At 61.7% G+C, this 24,236-nt stretch carries 24 protein-coding genes and 1 tRNA gene; 9 read left to right on the forward strand and 16 right to left on the reverse strand.

The genetic code is table 11. The features are described 5' to 3' along the window. Positions 1–2,171, reverse strand: a 2,171-nt coding sequence (locus tag BLW40_RS17695) for a P-loop NTPase family protein (RefSeq protein WP_170834591.1), incomplete at its 3' end; no start/stop codon positions are given. 749 nt (positions 2,172–2,920) lie between these two features. Between BLW40_RS17695 and nadS the strand changes: the two genes are divergently transcribed. Both nadS and BLW40_RS14780 read left to right on the forward strand, forming a co-directional pair. Next, entirely contained in the window at positions 2,921–3,253 is a 333-nt protein-coding gene (gene nadS / locus BLW40_RS14775; protein ID WP_074770036.1) for a NadS family protein, read from the forward strand. A gap of 179 nt (positions 3,254–3,432) precedes the next feature. Then, on the forward strand, positions 3,433–4,767 hold the full coding sequence (locus BLW40_RS14780) for a ferredoxin reductase family protein (RefSeq protein WP_074769931.1): 1,335 nt from the start codon (positions 3,433–3,435) through the stop codon (positions 4,765–4,767). Positions 4,768–4,854: 87 nt separating this feature from the next. On the opposite strand, the gene soxR is transcribed toward BLW40_RS14780, so the two are convergent. From soxR to BLW40_RS14795, 3 genes are all read right to left on the reverse strand, one after another. Beyond that, positions 4,855–5,352, reverse strand: coding sequence for a redox-sensitive transcriptional activator SoxR (gene soxR, locus BLW40_RS14785; RefSeq protein WP_074769932.1), 498 nt, complete (start codon positions 5,350–5,352; stop codon positions 4,855–4,857). A 374-nt stretch (positions 5,353–5,726) separates the two neighbouring features. Beyond that, positions 5,727–8,822 carry an efflux RND transporter permease subunit gene (locus tag BLW40_RS14790; protein WP_074769934.1) on the reverse strand — a complete coding sequence of 1,032 codons (3,096 nt, stop codon included), beginning with the start codon at positions 8,820–8,822 and terminating at the stop codon, positions 5,727–5,729. A 10-nt stretch (positions 8,823–8,832) separates the two neighbouring features. After that, positions 8,833–9,945, reverse strand: coding sequence for an efflux RND transporter periplasmic adaptor subunit (locus BLW40_RS14795; protein WP_074769936.1), 1,113 nt, complete (start codon positions 9,943–9,945; stop codon positions 8,833–8,835). A gap of 176 nt (positions 9,946–10,121) precedes the next feature. On the opposite strand from BLW40_RS14795, the gene BLW40_RS14800 reads away from it, so the two are divergent. Both BLW40_RS14800 and BLW40_RS14805 read left to right on the forward strand, forming a co-directional pair. Beyond that, entirely contained in the window at positions 10,122–10,472 is a 351-nt protein-coding gene (locus tag BLW40_RS14800) for a hypothetical protein (RefSeq protein ID WP_074769938.1), read from the forward strand. Positions 10,473–10,541: 69 nt separating this feature from the next. Then, entirely contained in the window at positions 10,542–11,024 is a 483-nt protein-coding gene (locus tag BLW40_RS14805; protein WP_083386810.1) for a GNAT family N-acetyltransferase, read from the forward strand. Between the two features lie 10 nt (positions 11,025–11,034). On the opposite strand, the gene BLW40_RS14810 is transcribed toward BLW40_RS14805, so the two are convergent. Both BLW40_RS14810 and BLW40_RS17485 read right to left on the reverse strand, forming a co-directional pair. Next, positions 11,035–11,280 carry a hypothetical protein gene (locus BLW40_RS14810; RefSeq protein WP_074769940.1) on the reverse strand — a complete coding sequence of 82 codons (246 nt, stop codon included), beginning with the start codon at positions 11,278–11,280 and terminating at the stop codon, positions 11,035–11,037. A 374-nt stretch (positions 11,281–11,654) separates the two neighbouring features. After that, positions 11,655–13,088 carry a hypothetical protein gene (locus BLW40_RS17485; protein WP_074770040.1) on the reverse strand — a complete coding sequence of 478 codons (1,434 nt, stop codon included), beginning with the start codon at positions 13,086–13,088 and terminating at the stop codon, positions 11,655–11,657. A gap of 149 nt (positions 13,089–13,237) precedes the next feature. Between BLW40_RS17485 and BLW40_RS17700 the strand changes: the two genes are divergently transcribed. Beyond that, positions 13,238–13,414, forward strand: coding sequence for a hypothetical protein (locus BLW40_RS17700; protein WP_170834593.1), 177 nt, complete (start codon positions 13,238–13,240; stop codon positions 13,412–13,414). A 342-nt stretch (positions 13,415–13,756) separates the two neighbouring features. Here the strand turns inward: BLW40_RS17700 and BLW40_RS14820 are convergent. Further along, positions 13,757–13,832 (reverse strand) — tRNA-Lys (locus BLW40_RS14820). A gap of 197 nt (positions 13,833–14,029) precedes the next feature. Between BLW40_RS14820 and BLW40_RS14825 the strand changes: the two genes are divergently transcribed. Then, a complete protein-coding gene (locus BLW40_RS14825) occupies positions 14,030–14,701 on the forward strand; it encodes a glutathione S-transferase family protein (protein ID WP_074769942.1) in 672 nt (223 codons plus the stop codon). 164 nt (positions 14,702–14,865) lie between these two features. Here the strand turns inward: BLW40_RS14825 and BLW40_RS14830 are convergent, their stop codons facing one another. Further along, positions 14,866–15,822: a lysylphosphatidylglycerol synthase transmembrane domain-containing protein gene (locus BLW40_RS14830; RefSeq protein ID WP_074769944.1), complete on the reverse strand. Its 957-nt coding sequence runs from the start codon at positions 15,820–15,822 to the stop codon at positions 14,866–14,868. A 165-nt stretch (positions 15,823–15,987) separates the two neighbouring features. Here BLW40_RS14830 and BLW40_RS14835 point away from each other — a divergent pair, with 165 nt between their 5' ends. Next, entirely contained in the window at positions 15,988–16,185 is a 198-nt protein-coding gene (locus BLW40_RS14835; RefSeq protein WP_074769946.1) for a hypothetical protein, read from the forward strand. A gap of 54 nt (positions 16,186–16,239) precedes the next feature. Here BLW40_RS14835 and BLW40_RS14840 read toward each other — a convergent pair whose 3' ends face one another. The 7 genes from BLW40_RS14840 to BLW40_RS14870 form a co-directional block, all read right to left on the reverse strand. Continuing rightward, positions 16,240–16,572 carry a cysteine-rich small domain-containing protein gene (locus BLW40_RS14840; protein WP_074769948.1) on the reverse strand — a complete coding sequence of 111 codons (333 nt, stop codon included), beginning with the start codon at positions 16,570–16,572 and terminating at the stop codon, positions 16,240–16,242. 158 nt (positions 16,573–16,730) lie between these two features. Then, entirely contained in the window at positions 16,731–17,231 is a 501-nt protein-coding gene (gene tpx / locus BLW40_RS14845; RefSeq protein WP_074769950.1) for a thiol peroxidase, read from the reverse strand. A 74-nt stretch (positions 17,232–17,305) separates the two neighbouring features. Continuing rightward, the gene (locus BLW40_RS14850) at positions 17,306–17,650 is read right to left on the reverse strand and encodes a hypothetical protein (RefSeq protein WP_244511214.1); all 345 of its coding nucleotides are present in this window, start codon (positions 17,648–17,650) and stop codon (positions 17,306–17,308) included. An 89-nt stretch (positions 17,651–17,739) separates the two neighbouring features. Next, complete coding sequence (locus BLW40_RS14855) at positions 17,740–17,976, reverse strand: DUF1178 family protein (protein WP_074769954.1); 237 nt, start codon at positions 17,974–17,976, stop codon at positions 17,740–17,742. 32 nt (positions 17,977–18,008) lie between these two features. Further along, a complete protein-coding gene (locus BLW40_RS14860) occupies positions 18,009–19,073 on the reverse strand; it encodes a 5-oxoprolinase subunit C family protein (protein WP_074769956.1) in 1,065 nt (354 codons plus the stop codon). Beyond that, positions 19,070–19,795 (reverse strand): 5-oxoprolinase subunit B family protein, encoded by a 726-nt coding sequence (locus tag BLW40_RS14865; RefSeq protein ID WP_074769958.1) that lies wholly within the window; start codon positions 19,793–19,795, stop codon positions 19,070–19,072. Before BLW40_RS14865 ends, BLW40_RS14860 begins: the two co-directional genes overlap by 4 nt. A gap of 15 nt (positions 19,796–19,810) precedes the next feature. Then, positions 19,811–20,899, reverse strand: a complete 1,089-nt coding sequence (locus tag BLW40_RS14870; protein WP_074770042.1) for an HD domain-containing phosphohydrolase — start codon at positions 20,897–20,899, stop codon at positions 19,811–19,813. A gap of 445 nt (positions 20,900–21,344) precedes the next feature. Here BLW40_RS14870 and BLW40_RS14875 point away from each other — a divergent pair, with 445 nt between their 5' ends. Together BLW40_RS14875 and BLW40_RS14880 are read left to right on the forward strand one after the other, a co-directional pair. Next, positions 21,345–21,758, forward strand: coding sequence for a DUF2155 domain-containing protein (locus BLW40_RS14875; protein WP_083386812.1), 414 nt, complete (start codon positions 21,345–21,347; stop codon positions 21,756–21,758). 175 nt (positions 21,759–21,933) lie between these two features. Next, positions 21,934–23,451 (forward strand): succinyl-CoA:acetate CoA-transferase ScpC, encoded by a 1,518-nt coding sequence (locus BLW40_RS14880; RefSeq protein WP_074769960.1) that lies wholly within the window; start codon positions 21,934–21,936, stop codon positions 23,449–23,451. Between the two features lie 189 nt (positions 23,452–23,640). Here BLW40_RS14880 and BLW40_RS14885 read toward each other — a convergent pair whose 3' ends face one another. Continuing rightward, positions 23,641–24,048 (reverse strand): hypothetical protein, encoded by a 408-nt coding sequence (locus BLW40_RS14885; RefSeq protein ID WP_074769962.1) that lies wholly within the window; start codon positions 24,046–24,048, stop codon positions 23,641–23,643. Positions 24,049–24,236 lie beyond the last annotated feature (188 nt).

Consider the following 24,236-nt stretch of genomic DNA (forward strand, 5'->3'; position numbering starts at 1 on the left):
GCGAAGGCGGCGGCGATTGCGCTAGGCGCCTCTTTCCCCATGTTCCCCTGGGCCAGCAGTGGGGCTATGACATGCGAGGCTTCCGCCGTTGCACCATGATTGGTCAGCCAAACGAAAGCCGATTCGCTTAGGGAAGCCGTGATGGTTCGGGTTGACTTTAGGGCTCGGCCGATAAGATGGCGCGCCTCCCTATGAGAACCGTTTCTTTCCAGCCACGGGGTGATCAACCGATCCCATAATACGACCAACCCGTCCTGGAACAGTGGCGCGGAAATCATAGATCCGAGGGCGTAGGAGACGGTATCCAGTGGCTCGGCCGTGAAGGACTCCGCGATCAACGGGGAGTGGGTGTCCAACCACCGGCCGATGGCGGCAGAGAGGGACGTGACCAGCTCCGGCTCCCCGGCACTGAACGTTCGCGACAGGGCGTCAGCATGGCGGCCCAACACCCTCAAATATACCAGCCCTGCCGAAAGAATAAGGTCCAGGCTCCGGGGGCGCAGATTCCCGCTTAAGGGATCCACCAGGCATTGGGTCAATATCTCGTCGGTCACCACGTCGTGCGCGACGTGAACGAAATCTCCATCGCTTTCCAGCCACCCCAGGTCCCGCAGATGGGCGATCAATTCCTCAGCGCGCTCGACCAAATTGGGAGCGGCCTCGGCCAGCACCGCCCTGGCTATATCCTCCATCTTCCATTCGACGAGGGGGGCCGCGGCCATAACGGCGGCGGCCGCGATCACGGACGGTTGGGGCGGTTCCCTGGTGGGGAGGAGGCCAGTGGGCCGGGCGGGTGGGGGCGGAATCAGATTGTCTTCCTGTAACCGCCTTTCCAACCAAGCAGAGAGGTCCCCCTGCCGCATCCCGGCAAGAAGAGCGCCGAGTTCCGCCCCGCCACCGGCCAAGGACTGCCGACGTTCGATCTCCCGCGCGATCAACAGGGCGATGATGGGGCGGTTGCCGACGGACGTCAGCATGGTGTCTTCGCCGAGCCTGTCGCAGGAACGGGGCGCCACCGATCGCACCATGGCCCGCACGATCCTGTCGCGTTGTTCCGGCTGCGGGACAAAGTCTACGCGGTCGAAAAGTACCTTCCAGTTCCGTTCGTTGACCCTGGCCATTCCGGGCCGGGACAGGGCGAGAAAGCAGACCCGTCCGCCCTTCCCGACAACCGGGTCGATCACCGACAACCGCAGGTCGTCCAGGTTCAGGGCGGCCATCTGCTCCAGATAGTCCAGGACGAGCAGGATTGGGCGCGTTTGTTTTCCCGACGGCACGCTCTCGGCCAGGGTGGCGGCAGTGACCTCGGATCGGCCGGCGACAACGTGCAGCACACGCCAACCGGCACGGCTGGCACGCGTAGCGATCTCCAGGGCGATCCGCGTCTTGCCGATGCCTCCCGGCCCGACCACCAGCATTCCGCGGTTATTGGCGCGTCGCTCGACAGCCTCAAACAAACGGTCCGGGTGAGTGTCAGACGTCTGGTCCGGGGCAACGAAAGCGAGGTTGTCCTCCTTGAGATACAAGCGAAACCCGTGGAGGCGGCTGACGTAGGTCTCATGGTCAAGAATGGAGTCGAACCCCACCCCTAACCACTTGTCGGCAAGAAGCGTATCCCGATCGAATTCCGCGCGCAGGTTCTGCCAATCGGCAACCTGCACCTGCTCGATCGGCGGCCGCTGGGCGGCGGGGAGCCCATCGAAGAAGCCCTTGATCTTCTTTTCAAGGTCCAGGCGCGACTGGGCGTCGGGACAAGTGACGGACAGGCAATAGAGGTAGCCCCTGGCGCTTCTCCATGGTTCATATCGGCCGATCCAACCGCCCTCGGCCGCCTTGCGAAGGGCCTGCGCAACCTTGTGCCAGCCTTGCTTGACGTTGGCCCAGCAATCGCTAGCGGTGGAGTCGTGCCATTTGCATTCGATGATAAGGGGTGCGTGTGCATTCAATAGTAAAGGAGGGCGCTGCGGCGGGAGGGACTTGAGGAAGACGTCGATACGGCCGTCCGCCCCGACGGTCGGAGGCGCGCTCGCATGCGGATCGACGTTCAGGAACCAGTCGCCGACCAGGGACTGGAACCCATCCTCCGGCTTCTTGTCCGCGAAATCTGCGCTTCGTCTCCCCTCCATCGCTTTCAGGGAGAAACCTTGCGGGAACGCTCGCCCGGCCCCCATGCTGCCCCCTTATATTGTCGTCGAGCACGAACGAAACCACACGCAATCTGATGCGTTGTTCTTATCTTAACCTAATATGAACGCTACCCTTGTGTCGGCGCAAGTAAACGTGGATCTGCTGTTCGACATCAAGCCACGCGGCGCATTCCATCACAGCGCAATCGCGAACTGCGACAGTTGTCTTGACTATTGCCGTGTCGAGGCGCCACAATCGTTGCTTGTTGGTGCCTTCGAACCGTTCTACGGAACACGATAAGAACGACTGAGTTGGAATTCCAACTCTGAAGAAGTTGGAAGATGGCCGATGCTCTTCCTTTGTTCCCATAAGGGAAGCCCGCGAAAAGCGAGGCTTTTCAGGGGCTTAAACTTGTTGGGCGCGCACGGACTCGAACCGTGGACCCGCTGATTAAGAGGTCGCGGAACGAGGCGGGAACGCGCACCGTACACGGCCTGGGAGCCAAGGGCAGGGAAGGGGAATGATACCGTCGCGCCCGCTGCCGATTCCCCCGAATCTCCCGTGATTTTCCCGTGGCCCCCCGCTATCCCCGGGGGACTGATGGGGGACGATCCACTCCCTGGAACGTGGCCACATCCATAAACCGCCTCGAACCCGCGACCGAAAGCGATGGCGTCTCATGCGCCATTGGCGCATAGTCACGAGATGGGCCGGGAGCGTATAACCGTCGTCGAAACCTCTGCCTTCATCGCCAAGGCCAAAGCCATCGCCACCGCGTAGGGAGAGAATGACCATGGGAGAGCAGGCCTTCAACGACATCATGGCCGGTCTGGAGGATGCCTTGGCCTATGCCAAGGGTGATCGCAGCCGGGGCCAGGAAACCGTCGTCGACATCCCGACTGTCGATGTCCGCGCCGCCCGCCAGCGGCTGGGCCTGTCGCAGCCGGACTTCGCCAGCGCCTTCGGAGTCAGCGTTGCTACGATCAGAAACTGGGAACAGCAGCGCCGCCAGCCCAAGGGCGCGGCACGAGTGCTTTTGACCGTCATCGAACGCAACCCGGCGGCAATCATGGATGCCTTGCGTGATCTGCGCCAGGACCACAAGGATGGTGCCACTGAGGGGTGAGAGCGCGTACTGACTGACGCCGGTATTACGCCCCCCCCATTCGGTAGGAAATCCACTTATCGTCCTGTCCGAATTTCCGGGGCCGGCTCTCTCGCCGCTCGCATCGGCAAGATCCCTGTGGGACAAACAGGAAAACGCTGCCGCGACCATCGTCACCTTCGGCAATCGAGGAGAAGAGTGTGCAGAAGATCCGGGCGTCGTTGTGGGGCATTCTGGCGCTGTTGACTGCCCTTTGGCTGGCAGCAGAACTGACCGTGTTGCAAACAAACACCTTTTTTGCCATCCGCGCCCTGATGATGCAATACAGCGGTGTCCTCGCCATTGGCTGCATGAGCGTCGCCATGATCCTGGCGCTACGCCCGCGCTGGCCGGAGACGTGGTTCGGCGGGCTGGACAAGATGTACCGCCTGCACAAATGGCTTGGCATCGGCGCTCTGGTGATTTCTGTGATTCATTGGCTGTGGGCGCAGGGGACCAAATGGGCTGTGGGCTGGGGCTGGCTGGTCAAGCCGCAGCGCGGACCCAGGCCGGTTCTGGAAAATCCGGTCGAGCAGCTTTTCCGTGATTGGCGTGGTCTGGCGGAAAGCGTGGGCGAGTGGGCGTTTTATGCCGCCGCGCTGCTGATCGTCCTGGCGCTCGTTAAACGCTTTCCCTACCGGCTGTTCTTCAAGACCCACCGCCTGATAGCGGTGGCTTATCTGGTGCTGGTGTTTCACACCGTGGTGCTGACCAAGTTCAGCTATTGGATGTCGCCGCTCGGCTGGGTGATGGCACCGCTGCTCGGCCTGGGCACGTTTGCCGCCGTGATCGTTCTGCTGCGCCGCGTCGCCGCCGATCGCAAGGTGGCGGGGGAAATCGCCGCCATCCATTATTACCCGGCCTTACGGGTGCTGGAAACGCAGGTCGCCCTGCCCGAGGGCTGGCCCGGCCACAAGGGGGGGCAGTTCGCCTTTGTCACCTCCGATGTGTCGGAGGGCGCCCATCCCTATACCATCGCGTCGGGCTGGACCGACTCCAACCGCCGCATCACCTTCATCGTCAAGGAATTGGGCGACCATACCCGCCGTCTGCGCGAGAAACTGCGCGTTGGGCAGAGCGTCACCGTGGAAGGCCCCTATGGCTGCTTCACCTTCGATGATTCCTGCCCGCGCCAGATCTGGATCGGCGGTGGTATCGGCATTACCCCCTTCGTCGCCCGCATGCAGCACCTTGCCCTGCTCCAGGGGGAAAGGCCGGGGCAGAGCATCGACCTGTTCCACACAACAGCCGATTATGACGAGGAGGCGCTCGCTAGGCTGACGGCCGATGCCGAGGAGGCGAAGGTGCGCCTGCATGTCCCCCGCGACGGCCGCCTGACTGGAGAGCGCATCCGTGCCATGGTGCCGGAATGGCGCGATGCCAGCATCTGGTTCTGCGGCCCCGCCGCTTTCGGTCAGGCGTTGAGGACCGATTTCGCCGCTCAGGGACTGTCGGTGACGCAACGGTTCCACCAGGAACTGTTCGCCATGAGGTAAGCTATTGAAATAAAAGCGGAGAAGGTTCGATCCCGGACGGCTGCCCTCTATAGATTCAGACAAAACGCGCTTTGGGAATCGTCTATCTCAAACGACATCATGACGTTCCGAGGCTATGAGTTCAGCGTTGAACTGCCCTTTCCCCAGGCACCTTGGCCCCGGTCCATTTCGCCCGAGTTCATCGCCGGGATTTCTTAACGGGCAGTCTTCAAGCGAGAGGCAGCCGCATCCAATACAGCTGGTGATTTGATCGCGCAATTCGGTCAGGCTGACTATTCGTTTTTCGAGCATGTCTCTCCATGAATTGGCAAACCGAGCCCAATCCTCTGCCGTCGCTTCGTGATAATGGGGCAGATCGGCCACGGCCTCGCGTATCGTGGACAGGGTAATGCCGGTAAGCTGTGCAACACGGATGATGGCGATACGGCGGAGAACCGAGCGGTGATACCGTCGTTGATTGCCCTCCGTGCGCCAGCCTTGGATCAGTCCCTTGGCTTCGTAAAAGTGGACCGTTGAGACCGCGACACCGCTTCTCTTCGCGACTTCGCCGACCGTAAGGTTTGTTTTGATCGTGCTGTCGTCCATTCTTAAAACCTCAGCTAGTCGGTCGTGAAAAAGTCCTTCGGCCTTTGGCCTCAGTGTACTTTTCCCCGGTTCAAAAAGAATCCCCGTGCTCAATCAAGCTTTCCGCGCGGGGATGGATTTGGTTCCCTCCGAGGCCGATGGGCGACGCCCACGGCTTCGGAGGCGGGATTTCATCAGTTTTGCGCACTTAAGCGGCGCAAGGCTGGTGAAACAGACAACACGAAAAATGGGCGCTGGGCCGCCCCGAGCCCATTTTTCTCCTTTTAATCTAACGGGAAAAAGTACACCGAGCGACAGCGAGGGACTTTTTCACGGGAGACCAGCTATTCGCATGTCCTCCAACCGTGAAGATCGTGAGCGCCAGAGCGACACGATCAATCAACGGAGGCTTCGGGCGGATTGGTGGGTCTGACGTTGGCGAATGCTTGCTCTCGCTCGCTCGTCTTGCTTGGGCGGTGGTCCTTGGCGATCAGCGTGTAGAAGGTGGGCAGTACGAACAGGGTGAACAGCGTACCGATCAGCATTCCCATCACCACGACGATACCGATGGCAAAGCGGCTGGCGGCACCGGCGCCTCCCGCAAACAGCAGCGGCACCAGACCGGCGACCATCGCCGCCGTGGTCATCAGCACGGGCCGCATTCGGACTTTCGCCGATTTCCGAATCGCGGCGTGCCGGTCGAGTCCCTCGCTGTGCTGGATTTCGTTGGCGAAGGCCACCATCAGGATGCCGTGTTTGGAAATCAGCCCGATCAGGGTGACGAGTCCGATCTGGGTGTAGATGTTGAGCGTTGTGAAGCCGAGATAGAGCGGCAGCAACGCACCGCAGACGGCCAGCGGCACCGTCACCAGGATCACCAGCGGATCGCGAAAGCTTTCGTACTGTGCCGCGAGAACCAGGAAAATGACGATCAGCGCGAAGCCGAACGAGACGGTCAGGCGATTGCCTTCCTGCACGTACTGCCGACTGTCGGCCAGCCAGTCGATGGTCACGCCGGGGCCGCTTGGCTGGGCTTCCATGAACGCCACGGCTTGCCCCATCGTCACGCCGGGTTTCAGCACGCCTGAGAGGGTCGCTGCATTCATCTGATTGAATTGCGGCAATCGATTCGCCTGCGGCACGACATCGATCTTGATGATACTGGACAGCGGCATCATCGCGCCCGATTGCGCCCGGACGTAGAAGCGGCCCAGTGTTTCCGGCGTCAGGCGATCCTGCTGGAGAACCTGCGGGATCACGTCATAGGATCTGTCGTGATAGTTGAAACGATTGACGTAATTCTCTCCGACCAGCGTGGCGAGGGTATCGGCGATTTCCTGCATGGTGATGCCCACCATCCCCGCCTTGGCGGTGTCGATGGTGATCCGGGCGGACGGGCTATCGAAAGCGAGGTCGCTATCGACAAAGACAAACAAGCCGCTTCGCCATGCCGCCGCTTTCAGGACGGCCATGTCCTGATAGATAACGCTGAAGTCGGCGGGGGAACGCAGCACCATCTGAAAGGGCAATCCTCCGCTGGATGCGGGCAGTGCCGTGGGCTGGAACGGCGTCACCGAGGCGCCGTGCACGCCATTGGCCTTCCCATAAAGCAGTTTCTGGATATCGGTGGCGCTGCGGGTGCGCTCGTGCCATTCCTTGAGGACGATGCCGCCAAAGGCTCTGTTCTGGCCGTCGGTTCCGTCAACAAACCAACTGCTGGAAAATTCGGGGATCTCCGTGAAGATGCGGTCCACTTCGCGGGTCGCGGCGGAAGTGTAGTCGATACTGGCATATTGAGGTGCGCGGACTGCCGTGTAGACATAGCCCTGGTCCTCCTGAGGGGCCAGTTCGCGCCGCGATCCCATGAACAACACCACGATTGCCACCAACATGGCCGTGGCGACGAGCAGGACGACGGGGCGTATCGACAACGTCCAGTCGAGCGCATGACCATAGCCGGAAGACAGTCTTTCGAAACGATGCTCGACCGCTTTGGCGAAACGGCCTTCGGTGACTTTGCGGCTGAGAAGCAGCGAACTCATCATTGGCGACAGAGTGAGTGCGATGATCCCCGACACCACCACCGAACCGGCCAGCGTGAACGCGAACTCGCGGAACAGACTGCCCGTCAGGCCGCCCATCATTCCGATCGGCGCATAGACGGCGGCCAGCGTGATCGTCATCGCGATCACCGCACCGATAATTTCGCGTGCGCCGACCAGGGACGCTTCGATCGGGGATAACCCATCTTCGATATGGCGGTGGATGTTCTCGACCACGACGATCGCATCATCGACCACCAATCCAATCGCCAGCACCATTGCCAGGAGCGTCAGCAGGTTCAAGGAGAAGCCGCACATCAGCATCAGCGCCGCCGAGCCGATCAGCGACAGCGGAATGGTGACAACCGGGATCACAACCGCGCGCGGCGAGCCAAGGAACAGGAAGATGATGATCACGACGATCACAACCGCTTCGATCAGCGTCTGCTTGACCTCCGCAATCGAGGCATTGACGAAATGCGCGACGTCGAACGTGCTCTTCACGATCAGCCCTGGCGGTGCCGACTTCTGAATCTGTGGAATCAGCTCCATGGCCGCATCGACGATATCCAGCGGGTTGCCGTCCGGTGTCGGAGTAAGGGCGATGAAGACGCCCTTGTGGCCCGAGGCACGCGCACCGCTGTTGTAATTCTGCCCCCCCAATTCCAGTGTCGCGACATCGCTCAACCGGACCAATCCGTCCGAACCGGTCTTGATCACCATGTTGCGGAAATCGTCGATGTTCGCGATATCGGTCGATGCGGTGATGTTGGTAACGGTCGCGCTATCCTTCAACTGACCGGGGGCCGCCTGGACATTATTGGCTTTGAGAGCGGCGGCAATGTCGCCAGCGGTGAGGCTGCGTGCGGCGAGTCGCACGGGATCGATCCACACCCGCATCGAAAGGGTCTGCCCGCCCAGAATATCGGCCGCAGCCACCCCCTTGATCGAGGTGAACAATGGCTGCGCAACACGGGTGGCGAAGTCGGTGATCTGGGGAACCGCCAGCGTATCGCTGGTGAACGAGATGTACTGAACCGCCGAAGCGCCGTCGGTCACCTTTTCGATGACCGGATCGTAAGCCCCTTGGGGAAGGCGGTATTTGACCTGTTGTACCTTGGCCAGAATCTCGGTCATCGTGCGGTCGGCATCGGCGTTGATCACCAGCTTCGCCTTGATCTGGCTTCGGCCCATCGTCGATATCGAGGTCAGATATTCGATTCCGCTCGCCGTCGCGACCGACTGAGCGATGGGCGTGGTGACAAAGCCCTGCATGACGTCTTGGGTTGCACCAGGAAAGCTGGTGTTGACCGTGATCGTCGCACTTTGCAGATTCGGATATTGCCGCACCGGCAATGAGAAAAGCGCACTCAGGCCCGCCAGCAAAATCAGCAGGCTGACGACGACAGACAGGATCGGTCGGCGGATGAATAGATCGGTGAACCGCATGATGATCCTCTCAGGGCGACGGACTTGATACGACCGTCGGCTGGGCGATGCGGACCGCCGCGCCCGGCTGGACGCGGAGCTGGCCGCTGGTGATAACGCTGTCGCCAGGGGTAAGACCTGTTTCGATGACGATACGGTCGCCGAGACGCTGCCCGGTAATCACCGGCAGAAGCTCGGCCTTGCCATTTCGGACGACAAAGACGCTATCACCCGATGCGCTGGTCTGGACGGCGGTCGTCGGGACCAGAATCGTCTCCGGGCGCATCGGCTGCATGATCCCTGCGGTTACATAAAGGCCGGGGCGCAGGATTTGATGGGGATTGGCGAGCGTCGCCTGAACGCTGATATTGCGCGTGTCCTGTCCGACCTTGGGTTCAATCGCATTGATCCGGGCTGGAAAGAGCCGATCCGGGTACGCGTCGGTGCGAACCGTGACGTCGCCGCCAAGGCGCAGCTTCGACAGATCCTGTTGCGGCACGGTAAAGTTTACATAGAGCGGATCGAGCGCTGTCAATGTCGCCAAAGGATCGCCCGCATTGACATATTGGCCCAGATTGACCCGTCTGATCCCGATCAGACCCGCGAACGGTGCCCGGATCGCTTTCTGGGCAATGCGTGCATCGATTCCCTGAATGGCGGCGTTGGCCTGTGTCAGTTCGGCTTCGCGCTGTTGTAAAAGCTGCTTCGGTTCGGCGCCAATCGGGACAAGCCCAACCGAACGCTCATGCTGCAACCGCGCGAATTGAGCGCGTGCTACGGCTTGCGCCCGATCCGCCCGGTCCGGTGCGTCATAGAGCTGTACGAGCGGAGTCCCGGCCGTAACCGATGACCCTGCTTCGAAATGGATCGCAACCACGCGACCCGCGACTTCGGGGGCCAGGGTTACTTCGCGTACCGCCTGTAGCGAGCCGGTCGCTTCGAGCGATTGAGGCAGCGTTTCCGGCTGAACCGTCTGGGCTGAGACTTCCACCGGCGGGGGGGCATGGCCGCCCGCATTCGTTGAAAGCCGGGCACCACGCCAAAGGTAAATCCCCGTAAAGATCGCGAGAAGGATGAAAGTCGCGAAAACCAACGGCACACGGTACCGCCGAGGCTTAGGCAACCGTTCCAAGGTGTCGGGCATGTCGGCTCCAGATCGGATTTGCGGGCATTCCCAGCCCATGAGAGTGACTCATGGCGCAGCCGTGGGGGGCTTGGGCGCGCAGGCCGACTCCATCCTTACAACCTCAACATTAGTTGAGGTCAAGAGCCTTGATGTTATAAATGGTTGGGGGTGACGCAAAGCACAGCGTTACCGCCGTGGCGAATACAACAGGTGGCGACGGCTGCTCTGGCCGTCAAGATGGCCCGGATCTCGTTCTCGCCCTTGCGGTCGATACCGACGACGGCCATTCCGTGCCGTTCGAAATGCGCCTGCATCTGGTCGTGATCGCGTCCGGGCTCCGTCTTTCCGCCCGATCGGGGGTTCGCCTCAACCCGATGCGTGCCTTGGCTGCCGATCTGGGCGGGGTCGCGACAGGTGACCGAGATGGCCGCTGTCGAAATGTCCCGACGAACCCCGACGGCGGGATGGACGTCGCCATCGCCTCAGCCGCTTCCCTCTGGCGGGTCAAACGGCACAAGCCCATAATCGGCCGCATCGCCGCCTAATAAACGTCGTCAACCGGGGAAACCGCAGCCGTCAGGGGACGCTTACGGTAAGCTTGAGGTGACCAATCATTGAACTCGCTCCCTGCCGGTATCCTGATCCACTACCTCGCCAACCACCCCCACCACGTCCACACCTGTGCCACCTGGGAACATCAGGAATGGGGGATGGGCGGCGGCAGGACGATGGATGATGCCCTGGCCAGCTACACCGGCAGCCGGAGAGACAGGCTGCCGCTCACGCTCCTGGCCTGCGGAGCAAATGATGACCTACTGGGGATGGTGAGCCTATGGGCCAGCGATTGCCCATTGCGCCCTGACATCACGCCGTGGGTGGCTTCCCTGTATGTAGCGCCGAACGGTAGAGGCCAGGGCATCGGTACCTACCTGTTCGAACGGATACAGGAGGAAGCAAGGCGGCTGGGCATTACCCGACTCCATCTGATGACCCAGCACTCAGATGCGGTCTATGCCGCACAGGGCTGGAAAATTTTTGAGCGGATTGACGGGCCTGGCTCGATGCGGGATGCGGTGCTGATGTTTAAGGTACCCTAGGCCAGCGGCATCAAGGCTCTCTCGTCCTTTCCCAAAGGTAGGTTTCGATAACCTCCGACCTCAAGGTTCGTAGGGTTGTGCCGCTATAGGGGGTGACGATCACCTCCAGCAATTCGTTGATATGGGCTATCCGCTTTTCCTCATCCCAGGCGTCGAATTCTTCAGGAACGATAAATTCCGAGTCTGGCTTTTCGATCATGCCGTCGGGCCGCGTATTGCTCTTGGTGTGCTCGGCAAAGCGGACAAAAAATGCCACTCGCCTTGATGTCGTGGAGCGTCAATCACCTCTTCGCCGCGACTGACAATCCCCATCCAGATTGTCGCGCCATACGCAGCCGGCCGCTGGACGTCACGGAGGATGCCTCAGCGCCGTGACGGTGCTGAGGCATCCTCACTGTCACGATGACGTGTGGCCGAACCGGTCAGGAGAGGGGCTGACGGTGGAGGGTGGGGAGAATACGGCGGGATGGGGCCGGAAGGAGAATGGCGGGCTTGGGGGAGGTCGAAGACGGAAAGTGGACCTTCATATTGAGTGCACTGTCACCGTAATCATGGCTGGTGATCCGCGCAATGTGCTTAATGCGTGTCATTGTAATTTACATCGATAAACGTTCGTTTACGGTTGTTATATCAAGTTGCTATCTCACGAAATCGGTCTTCCATTATCCGATCTATGAGTGGCCTATTGTTGGCGGCGATTGCCATCAACATTTCAATAATGTCCTTATCCTCTAAGGCGATAATTGCTCCCCGCCCATCTCTGAGGGTATCCCTGCACCGTGCAACAAAGCGATCTCTGTCAGTGAAGCTTCTCCCCAAAATAAGTCCCAGGCGCCCGCGAGCAGGTGAAAACCGTCCAGCCATCTGGTCGAGCTCTGCGTTGGCGATGTCATTAGAATAGTTCTTGCACTCCACCATAATCAGTGATGCAGCTATATTATGCTCACTCCTTCTGCGGAAGAAGAAACCTCCAGTTGACCCGTTTGTATAAACAATATCTATTCTCTTTCTGCCGTCATGAATCTCGTGCTCCTTCTTTGGGTAAATTATATTTGGGTAAAATATAAAGCTAACCAAGCCAACCATTAGGCTGTGGTACTTCGATGCGTTATCATTTCCAGGCGGTATTTTTTGAAGCACGTGAATAGATGCGTTGCAAAATGCGGGTTCATCAAATTTTTCATCGAGCTCCTTATCTGTTACTTCGCGAGGCACGCCCATAAGCGTCCTGTATCTTTCTAGTATCTCTGGATGTTCAGAGGAGAAGTCGGCGAGAAAATTCTTTGAAAGCGGATGAATTTCAATAAGTCTCTTTTTGGTCACGCGCTCACGGCCATTTTTCAGAACCTCAACAAGTCCTGAGTGCTGGCGAAGGTGTTCACTCTGTAAGTATGTTAATACAAATTCATTATAATAAGCTTGGTGCGAGAATGCCATGCTCCATCGTGCCGTTGATTTCGGAACCAAAATAACCTTTTTGTTGTCTACTATGGGCAGGCTAACGTATATTTCCTCCCATTTGCAGTCTGCACTATTCCATAGTTTCCCAGATGGGACGTCTCGCCTCATCTCAATACTATGAAGTGCGCATTGTGCCTGGGTGTATTCGATAAGGTTTCGCCGAATTATGTTGGTGGTCATGTCCGAAATTTTGTCCGGGCCGATCCGTTCAACAAAGAGTTCGCACTCCGAGAGATCGGAAAGCAGCCCTGTTTGGGCTGCCCGGCTTCGCGCCAACCGATCAAATAAGTCATCTGCCTGGCTGCCGCCAATTCCTCTTCCTGCTGGTTTGCCGGTAGAAACGCCTAGGCATGTCTCATTTGGCTCTCCCAAGTGATTCATCAGAGCGCGGCCACGTTGTGCGTCACCATTACGAATGGCCTGAATTACCGCATCAAAGAAAGATATTACAGCTTCTCTGCAATACACCGACCATGCGTCGTTCCTGACGTTAAAAACATAGGGGTCTATATAAAGTGGTGTATCTCTGTCGGTGTCGACATTAACAAAGTCGAGTTCATTTTGCCCTTTATTTATGCGGAAATACTGTGCAAAACGGGGCATGTTCCTCTCCGCCAGCTTGGAACGCAATATAGCGGCACGATGCTGCATGCAAATAAATGGATGTGCAATATAATTGATATCACCTGCATGGCTTGCACGGAAGGCCGATTGATAGCTGAATTGCCCGTATAGGGAGCAAGGAGCCTTTCATGAAATCCGTCGTTTGCTACCTCCGTGTCAGTGCGGCCACCCAGGGGCGCTCCGGTCTCGGCATCGAAGCCCAGGGGCCGCCCGCCAGCAATTCGCCGACCCACGGCTTCACCATCGAACGGTACTTTGAGGAAGTCGAGACTGCCAAGGGCATCGATGCCCTGGGGTTCCGGTGACACTTCACTTGATTCCCCGCCCCTTCCGACGTCCGCTATCGGCAATCCACGTTGACCTACGGCACGTCGGTAATAGGCGCTCAGAAGCCGTCGAGGAAGTCGTCGGGAATGTCGACGCGTTCCTGGTCACCGCGACCCGCACGGTCGTCCGGTCGTCACGTCGATCGGCCTGGAACGCCGCTGGCTCAACCATCGTCTCGACCGGGTCGAAGCCCGCCTCGACGTCCTGTCGGCGTAGGCCATGTCAACAAGGAGGAAGGGGATCTGTGGGGGACCGGAAAAGCGAAAGGCCCGATCTTGCGATCGGGCCTTGGCCTAAGACGCCGGTGCGTCTTTAAAACTTGGTGGGCGCGCACGGACTCGAACCGTGGACCCGCTGATTAAGAGTCAGCTGCTCTACCAACTGAGCTACGCGCCCGTAGTGCCGTTCAACGTGAGCGGCGATCACCGGAGGCCCGGTTTATAGGGAAGTCCTCGAGTCGGCGCAAGCGAAAAAACGCAGTCTCGCCGAGTTTTTTCGATCCGGTTCCAACCGGGCCGGAAGAGGCGAGGTCATGCCGCGGCGAGACGTCGCCTCCTCTGGTGGGACGGAGAAAAAAGCGCTAAGAAGACGGCATGAGAACCCTCTACCACCACCCTCTGTGCCCGTTTTCGCGTCTGGTTCGCGTTGTTCTTGGCGAGAAGAAACTGGAGTTCGAGGCGCGGATCGAAAAATTCTGGGAAGCACGCCCCGAATTCGTCGCCCTCAATCCCTCCAGCGAGGTTCCGGTTCTGGTCGAGGACAATGGCGTGGTTCTGGCCGACGCCATCGCCATCGCCGAATATCTGAACGAGATTCACCGCGAACTGCCTCTGCTGCCCGCCGATCCCGCCTTGCGGGCCGAGGCCCGTCGTCTGGTCGGCTGGTTCTGTCACAAGTTCTATAACGAGGTGACCGACAATCTGGTCGGCCAGAAGGTGTTCCGTCGTCTCGGCAGCCATCATTCCGAGCCGGACTCAACCCGCATCCGGCTGGCCTTCTCGCTGATCCGGGCTCATCTCGATTATATCGGCTGGTTGACCGAGCGCCGCTCCTGGCTGGCCGGGGCCGCCTTCTCGCTGGCCGATATCTCCGCCGCCGTTCAATTGTCCTGTCTGGATTTCATCGGCGACGTACCGTGGGACGAACATCCCGCCGCCAAGGACTGGTACGCCCGCGTCAAGTCGCGCCCCAGCTTCCGCCCGCTGCTGGCCGACCATCTGCCCGGCTTGCCCCCGCCGCGCCATTACGCCGACCTGGATTTCTAGAGCGCATTCCACTCAAACGAAGTCAGCGTGGAATGCGCGACAAGCCCGAGCGGCGCTTGAGCCACGCCAGCCCCGGAGGGGCTGCGGCCTTAGGCAAAATCCTAGAGCCGATTCCATTTGAATGGAAAAGGCTCTAGGACGCTCCGGGAGAGCATCCCCCGCCGTTATTTCGCCTCGACCGGTTCGGAATTTTTCTGCCGACGGATATCGGACAGCAGCCACACCACCCCACCGGGCAGCGCGGTGGCAGTGCTGACCAGCCCGAACAGCACCGACAGCACCAGGGCGGAATGGGTTTCGACCCCGACATAGCCGAAGGCGGCGACCATCGCGGTTTCGCGCACGCCCCATCCGGCGATCGAGATCGGCAGGGTCATGATCAGGATCACCGGCGGCACCAGCACCAGACAATCAATCGCCGAGACGTCGAGCCCCAGTCCCAGCGCCAGCACATAGACCTGAAGCGACAGATTGGCGTGGCCCAGCATCGCGACGATCAAGGTGGCCCCGCCCCAGACCGGGCGGAAGAACAATTGGCGGGTGTCGCCCGCCAGATGGATCAGGCCGCGCACGACCCGCCAATGGTGCAGCGAGGCGGGCAGCCGGTCCAGCACCGACAGCACCAGGATGCCGAACAGGCCCAGCACCGACAGCACCGGAAAGACCCAGCTTCCGGGGATGGTGGGGACGCGCGCCAGCAATAGCGGCTGGGTCATCGCGACCAGCAGGACCAGGGCGAGCACGGTGGCGGCGCGTTCCAGCATCACCGAATTGATGCTGGCGGTCAGCGACAGGCCCGACCGTCTTGCCGTCCACATTCGCACCGCGTCGCCGCCGACGGCACCGGGCAGAATGATCGCGAAGAACACCCCGATATAAAAGACGATGAAGGTCTGCATCGTGGTGAAGGTGGCCTTTAGCGCCCGCAGCACCAGCCACCAGCGGACGGCGCCCAGCCACACCTGAAACAGCCCGAGCAGCACGGCGACGATCAGCATCGTCGGGTCGAGGGTCCGAGCCTGGGCCCAGGCCGAGGTCAGATCGATCTTGCTGAAGACGAACCAGATCAATCCGAGGGAGAGAGCTCCCTTCAGCACCCAGGGCAGCCACCGCTTCACCATTGACATCATCACCGCGCCAAACCCGAAAAGACGGTTTCTATACCACGAAATCTGGGGGGGAGATACCGCGCCACCGCCCAGGGATGCGGTAGAGAAACAGCAGTGGAAACATCGCCGCAACGACGATATTCTCCGGTCTTTGCCGTACAAGGGATTGCCGGGTCGATGGACGACAGCACTGCGAAAATGGTCGCCGAGGCCTATGACGAGACCTTTTCCGAATCGCTGGCGCAGGGGCGTCCGCCCGATGTCGCCCACCGCGAGGGGGTGACGGCGGCGGCGATGTTCCTGGCGTCGATGACCGGGCAGGACGATTCCGTGGCGATTGCCGAGGTTGAAAAGCTGGGTCTCGCCCCGCAATAAGGCCGACGGCTCCCGGATCGGAGCCGCCGGATTATCCCGGCCGGGTCGCCGAGATTACTCCTTCGGGTCTTCGTTATCGCGCGGCCAGGGGCGGGTCTGCTCGCCGCCATCCCACAGCACCGGCTGGGCCAGCCATTTCTGGATGAAGGCCCAGGATTGGGTATAGCCGTCATGGGGCAGGGTGCAGGCGGAGCAATCCTTCCGCCGCACCCCGTTCTTGCTGGTGAACGCCTTGAACGGACCCGGACAGTCATAGGCGTTGAGTGGGCAATAACAGAACAGACAGTTGAAGTCCCGCTTCACCCCCTGGTGACAGGGATAGAACGGACATTCGCTGTTGGTGAAGCCCTTGAAGGCGTCGTTGGCGGTGCTGTCCTTGGGTTCCACGGGCTCTTCTCCGCTGTTGTTTTTAGAGCATCGTGCGCCAAACATGACGCACGATGCGCTTGCGGCCATTGAGGCCGCGGCCAAGTGCCCGGAGGGCACGCCCGGCGAGGGGGATATATGAATCGGCTAAAGCGTGGTGCAGATTAATGCATCACGCTTTAGCCGCGTACCGCCGCCAGGGCGGCGGCGTAATCGGGTTCGTCGGCGATTTCGGCGACCAACTGGGTGTGGACGATCGTGCCATCCTTGATCACGACGACGGCGCGGGCCAGCAGACCGGCCAGCGGGCTATCGACGATCCGCAGGCCATAGCGGTCGCCAAAGCCCTTGTCGCGCAGATCGGATAGCGGCTTGACCCGCTCCAGCCCCTCGGCACCGCAGAACCGGGCCTGGGCGAAGGGCAGATCGGCGGAAATGCACAGCACCGCGACATTGCCCAGCGCATTCAACTCGGCATTGAAGCGACGCACCGACGCGGCGCAGGTCGGCGTATCAACGCTGGGGAAGATGTTCAGCACCACCGTCTGACCGGCGAAGGCGGCCAGGCCGACATCGGCGAGGTCGGTTCCGGTCAGGGAGAAGTCCGGGGCGGGCGTTCCGGGCGCGGGCAGTTCGCCGACAGTGTTAACGGGGGTGCCCTGAAGGGTGATGGTCGCCATGGGATTCGGTTCTCCGTAACGGATTGGGAACCCTGACTGTGCCCCATCCCCCGCCTTGGGGCAACGAAGGAAGGTCAGGCCATCCGGCGGCGCAGCACCGACCAGACGATCCAGGCGGTGACCGCCGGGGCGCACATCAGCATCAGCCGGTTGACCGCGACGGCAAAGCCCCAGCGTTCGCCCGACAGCAGGAAAGCCTGTTTGCACTCGAAACGCTGCTGGAAGGTGCCTTCGCAGGTCCGCATCCGCTGCTGCATCGTCTTCGAAGTGTGGTTATCGACGATTTCGGGCGGCACCGTGCCGAAGAACATCCAGCCCGACACCGCCAGCCAGATCACGCAGCCGAGCGTAACAAACCAATCGCCGGTTCGACGCCGCCGCTGGATTTCGACATAAGGATCGGACAGGAACATTGTCATCGAACTGACTGGACAGAGGATGGGCCGGGACGGATCAGTCTGACAGGGCCGGGTTAAGGGGGGATTAAGTCCCCCTCCCCGGCGCGCCGTCAGTGCTGGTTGGCGAAGGCGCAGCCGCCGCAGCCCTGGGGCGGGCAGGCCGGGGCGGGAGCGGCGGCCTTGGCCCGGCCGAGATTGGGGGCCATGATCGCCTTGGCGACGTCGGTGGCGCCGCATTCGGGGCAGGCCAGCGTTCCGGCGGCGGCGCGGCTGTCATACTCGGCACCGTTGGCGAACCATTCCTCGAATTCGTGGCCGTGGGCACAACGCAGGCGGTAGAGAATCATCGGGGGCCATTCCTTTGCTGGGAGCCGCCCCGTTATATCGTTCCGGCCGAGGGCGGTGCAACCGGCTCTTCATCGCCGGTCACCGCGCCCGAGATCAACTCGGCCCGATAGAGCGCGGCAAGGTCGATCCGGCCGTTTTCCTCAACCGGAGCAAGGGAGTCGAGGCAGTCCTGCATCGCCCGTTCCTGGGCGCGCCGCACCGCTTCGGCCTCGGCGACCGTCACGGCGCGAAATTCGAGCCGATCGCCCGGGAGGGCGCGGCCCAGACGGGGCAGGTCGGCCGAGATCGCGGTGGCGATCTTGGCATAGCCGCCGGTGGTCTGGTGGTCGGCCAGCAGCAGGATCGGGCTGCCGTCGCCCGGCACCTGAAGGCATCCGGCGACGATCCCGTCGGAAACGATGTCGGCTTGACCACGATGGCGCAGCTTTGGTCCCTCCAGCCGCATCCCCATCCGGTCCGAGCGCGTCCCGACCTGATAGCAAGACGACAGCAGGGTGGCGAGCGCGTCCGGGGTAAAGGCGTCGGCCTGCGGTCCGGGAACCAGCCGGATCGGGCCGTCGCCATAGGGCAGGGGGCGGGTCAGCCTCCGCTCCGGCCCCGGTTCGGCATTGTCGCGGCAGAGCGGCAGCGGTCCCGCTTCCAGCGTCCGCCCGCCCAGCGGCCCCAGACCGGCGGCGAGGTGGGTCGACAGGCTGCCCAGCAGCGGGGCGATGGCGAAGCCCCCCTCGACCGCCAGATAGGCGACCAGACTGCCATTGATCGGACCGATCTCGAGCAGATCGCCCCGTTCCAGCCGCCACGAGCGGTCGGGGGCCAGCGTCCGCCGCTCTCCGGTGGTTTTGGTCAGGCTGATCCGGGCCGGACCGGCCAGCGCGATCCGCACCGACTCCGCCGCGACCCGCAGCAGCGGACCGGACAAGGTCAGTTCCAGACATCCCGTGCCGGGGGGATTGCCGACCAGGGCGTTGGCGAGGCCGAGCCCGATCCGGTCCATCGCTCCGGCGACCGGGATGCCCATCGCCCGCCACCCGATCCGCCCCAGATCCTGGAGCGAAGTGCGCGGGCCGGGTCGCAGCAGGTCGAGCGTCGGGGTCATCGCTGCGGGTCCGGTTCGAGACGGGGGCGGGTGGCGGCCAAGGCGGCGAAGCGGCCGGGATCGACCGGTTCGAAGCGGACCCGATCCCCGGCGGCCAGCGGCACCGGCGGCGACCATGCCGGATCGAACAGCGTCAGCGGGCAGCGCCCGAGCAGGTGCCAGCCGCCGGGGCTGTCGCTGGGATAGATTGCCGCCATCGTGTCGGCGATCGCGACCGACCCGGCGGGGACGCGGGGGCGGGGATCGGCGCGGCGCGGCAGCCGCAAGGCCGGGTCGAGCCCGGTCAGATAGGCGAAGCCGGGGAGGAAGCCGATCATGCCGACAACATAAGCGGGGGCGCACAGGCGGGCGATCACCGCGTCGGGGCCAAGGCCGGTCGCGGCGGCCACCGCCGCCAGATCGGGGGCGAAGGCTTCGTCGCAGCAGACCGGGAGAACCCAGCGCCGGGGCGGGGGCGGCGCGGCCTGGGCGGTTGCGTCATCAAGTGTCCGCAGCGCCGCTTCCAGCTCTGCCCGGCTGGCGGTCAACGGGTCATAGACGACCAACAGCGAGCGAAGGGTGGGGACCAGATCGACGAGTCCGATCAATCCGCCGCTTTGGCGGGCCTTACGGGCGGCGGCGGCGAGCTCGGCGACGCGGGCACCCGGTTCGGGATCGAGTCCGTCGCCATACTCGATGGCGAAGGCGGTGTCGCCCAGGCTGATGACGTGCGGCGGTCGCATGCCCGATGGTAAGATTTAATCCCGGACCGCGTCCAGCAGCATGGTGCGGAACAGGCGGAGCAGATGCTGGTCGAGATGGTGGCTCATCTGCTCGGTCATCAGGGTCAGGGCCTTTTCCGCCTCCATCGCCGGTTTATAGACCCGGCGGTCGGTCAGGGCGCTGAACACGTCGGCGATCGAGGCCATCCGGGCCAGTTCGTTCAGTTCGCCTTTGGGCAATCCGAGCGGATAGCCGGTGCCGTCTAGTTTTTCGTGATGTTGGGCGGCGATGATCACCACCGGCCTGGGGATCGCGGCCCCGGCGTCGAGATAGCGGATCGTCTCGGTGACGTGGCCCTTCATCACCGCGAATTCCGCCTCGGTCAGGCGGCCCGGCTTGTTGAGGATTTCATGGGGAATCGCCACCTTGCCGACATCGTGGAGCAGGCCGCCGCTGGCCAGCATCATCAAATCCTCGCGCGGCAGCCCCAGCGTGTGGCCGAACAGCGACAACAGCGTCGCCACCCGCAGGCTGTGGGCATAGGAATAATTGTCGTGCTCTTTGACCCCGTCGAGAATGCCCCGGACATCGTTGGTGCCGATCGCATCGACCAGGGGGGCGCAGGCGTCCTTGACCGAGGTGAAGCGCACCGGCTCGCCCGCCGCGATCGAGTCCGATATGTCGTTGAAAATCTCGACCGTGCCCTTCAAGGCCTGACGCGAGGGGTCGGTCAGTTCGTTCCACCGCGACTCGACATCGTGGTTGATCAGGGCCGAGATCGTCCGGATCAGATGGTTGCGGCCATAGGGTTTGGGCAGACAGGCATTGGCCCCGCATTGGCTGAGGGCCGAGGCAATCTCGGCCTTGTCGTGGCGCGACACCAACACCACCGCCACCTCGGCCAGGACCGGCTCCTGCCGCATCTGGTGGATCAGGGCGAAGCCGCCATGGGGCGGGATTTCGTCGTCGATCAGCACCACCCGGGGCGGCGCGATGCGCAGCCCATGCCATCCCCGTTCGGCGTCGGGATATTGGTTGACCCGATACATCGACATCAACACCTCGGCAACCTTGGCTCGGTTGGTGGCGTTGCTGTCGATGACGGAGATCAGAGGGACGTGCATCGGAATGTGCATAAGCCGAATATGAGTGGTAGCCTGAGACGACAGTGATAGATTGACGCCAGTCACCAAGGCTAACGATAGACCGATCGTAGGCGGTGAAATAAGAGCAAATTGACGCATATTGCAACGAATTACGCCGTGCCATTTTGTCGCGGGAGGGCGCGTATCTCTCAGGGTGATTTGCTTGATTTGACAATCCCCCGCAGTTGCGCCCTGTCTTATCTGAGAGCGTGAGGCGTGGAACGGGCTTCCCGTTGCCTGCCGTCGCGGTTACCTTGCGCCATCCGTTCCGCCCCGGCACGACTGAAGGTTCCGATCGCTGCCGGTTGGTTTCAGGGGAGATCCTCGCATGCGTCCGAACATGGCCGTCTTCGCCCTCGCGCTTTTGGCAGCGCCGCTGAGTGGGCTGGCTCAATCCGCGCCACCGGGTGCTTATCCGGACCCGATGACGTCGGCCCCGGTGCTGCGTCCGCCGCTCCAGCCGCCCGCGCCGGTCGCCGCGCCGGTTCCTGTGTTACCGCCGCCGCCGCTGCATCTGGGAGCCGACCTGTCGTTTCCGGTCGCGGTGTTGCAAGGGCTCGACAAAGTCAGCGCCCGGGTGCTGACGATCGAGGCTCCGGTCGGCACGCCGGTCCGCTTCGGCTCGCTCGAGATCATCGCCCGGGCCTGCAAGAAGCGGCCGCCCGAAGACCTGCCCGAAAGCGCGGCTTTTCTCGATATCTGGGAATTGCGGCCGGGCGAGCCGACGGCGGAACTGTTCCGCGGCTGGATGTTCGCCTCCAGCCCGGCGCTGTCGGCGATGGAGCACCCGGTTTACGATATCTGGGTGCTCGATTGCAAAGGGGCGCCAGGGCGCTGATTTATGGCGCAGCGCAACATAATTTCTTCCCGGCCTGAGCGGCGAAATAAAATATCGAATTTCGGTGCGGATGCAAGCCCCTCGTGCGAATGTGCAGCCTGCCCATTCGACATTGGTGGTAGCGGGGGCGGGGGGGTAAAGAACCCCAATGGACATCTGTGTGGAGCCGCCGTGCATGTATAGAGATCGTATCCTGCTCAAGTCGCTGTGGGGCAAGGTGGTTGGTGCGGAAGAAGCCGCCCTGCACATCCAGGACGGAATGACCGTCGGGATGAGCGGCTTCACCCGTTCCGGCGACGCCAAGGTCGTCCCCATGGCTTTGGCCGAACGCGCCACCGAGCAGCCGCTGAAGATCAGCCTGATGACGGGCGCCAGCCTTGGCAGCGACATCGACAAAACCCTGGCCGAAGCTCATGTGCTGTCGCGCCGTCTGCCGTTCCAGGCCGACCCGGTGCTGCGCAAGGCGATCAATGCCGGCGAGGTGATGTTCGTCGATCAGCATCTGTCGGAAACCGTCGAGATGCTGCGCTCGCGCCAGTTGCCGAAGATCGACGTCGCCGTGATCGAAGCGGTGGCGATCACCGAAGACGGCGGGATCATCCCGACCAGCTCGATCGGCAATTCCGCGACCTTCGCGATCCTGGCCGAGAAGATCATCGTCGAGATCAACATCCATCAGAGCATGGATCTGGTCGGTCTCCACGACGTCTATATCCCGACCCGGCGTCCGCACCGCGAGCCGATTCCGCTGATGACTCCCAGCGACCGCATCGGCCTGCCTTATATTCCGGTCGATCCCTCGCGCATCGCTGCGATCGTCATCACCGAGAAGATGGACTCGTTTGCGACGATCACCCCGCCGGACGAGGAAACCAACGCCATCGCCGGTCATCTGATCGAGTTCTTCCGCGACGAAGTGCGCAAGGGCCGTCTGTCGACCTCGCTCCAGCCGCTCCAGGCCGGGATTGGCTCGATCGCCAACGCGGTGCTGCACGGCTTCATCGACAGCCCGTTCCATAATCTGACGATGTATTCCGAGGTGTTGCAGGATTCGACCTTCGAACTGCTCGACGCCGGCAAGATGACCTTCGCCTCGGGTTCGGCCCTGTCGCTGTCGGGCGATTGCGCCCGCAAGTTCTTTGGCGACGTCAAGCGCTACAAGGACCGGCTGGTGCTGCGGCCGCAGGAAGTGTCGAACCATCCCGAGGTGATCCGTCGTCTCGGCCTGATCGGCATCAACACCGCGCTCGAGGCCGACATCTACGGAAACGTCAACTCGACCCACGTCAACGGCACCCAGATGATGAACGGCATCGGCGGTTCGGGCGACTTTGCCCGCAACTGTTATCTGTCGGTGTTCGTCACCAAGTCGATCGCCAAGGGCGGCAAGCTGTCCTCGATCGTGCCGATGGTTACCCATGTCGATCATTGCGAACACGATGTCGATCTGATCGTGACCGAGCAGGGCCTGGCCGATCTGCGCGGGCTGGCCCCGCGTGAGCGGGCCTCGCTGATCATCGAGAATTGTATGCATCCGACCTATCGCGACATGGCGCGCGATTACTACAAGCGGGCGCTGGCCCGTGGCGGTCACACTCCGCATCTGATGGACGAAGCCTTCTCCTGGCATCTCAATGCCCAGCGGACCGGCAGCATGCTGGTTCAGGCTCCGACCGCCGCCGCCGCCGAGTAAATCCGGTCGCGACGTGTCAGACGAAAAAGGGGCGCTCCGCTATCGGGGCGCCCCTGTTTTTTGGCTAGAGTTTGTCTGAGTTTAACGGTCTCGCCTTTTGGGGCCGTCACCCCCGGGCTTGACCCGGGGGCCGACCATGACGGGTCGGGTGTTTTCCCTTGACCCGGACAAACTCTAAAACCTGCGGTCTCAGCCGAGAGCGTTGTCGAGCAGATAGCGGGCGATGTCGGTCGGCTTGACCTTGATCTCGTTGACCTCGCGGCCGTTTTCGAGCGCGAAGCGAATCCGCATCGAGTTCTCGACCGTGCCGGGATTGATCTTGACGATTCCGGCCTCGCCTTTCAGGCGGGGATAATAAGCGGGATCGACCATCTTTTCCTTGCGTCCCATCCGCTCCAGGATCGCCGCTTCGGATTCGGCGTCGGCGGGACGGGCGGTGACCACCACCCAATCGGCGGCTCCGGCCAGCCCCTGGGCCAGATGCTCGGCGGGCGTCCCCTCGGCGAGATAGCCAAGTTTATAAAGGTGCTTGCCCAGCCCGACATCTCCGCCCCAGGCTTGCAGGATTTTGCTTTTGGCGACGTAGGCTGTCCCCATTCCTTCCCCCTTGCGATCGGGGCGAACCCGACCCGGTCCGCCGTTCGTGTCCCGATTCCGAAGTTCGTATCGTCGAAATCCGGCATCTTTCGAACTTCGGAATCGATCAGGACACGAATAACTCTATGTTTTCTAGTGTGGTTTTCGGATTCGAAGCTCCTAAAATCGTTCGCGGCACGAATGATAGG

The organism is Magnetospirillum fulvum, from assembly GCF_900108475.1.
GTDB lineage: Bacteria > Pseudomonadota > Alphaproteobacteria > Rhodospirillales > Magnetospirillaceae > Phaeospirillum > Phaeospirillum fulvum_A.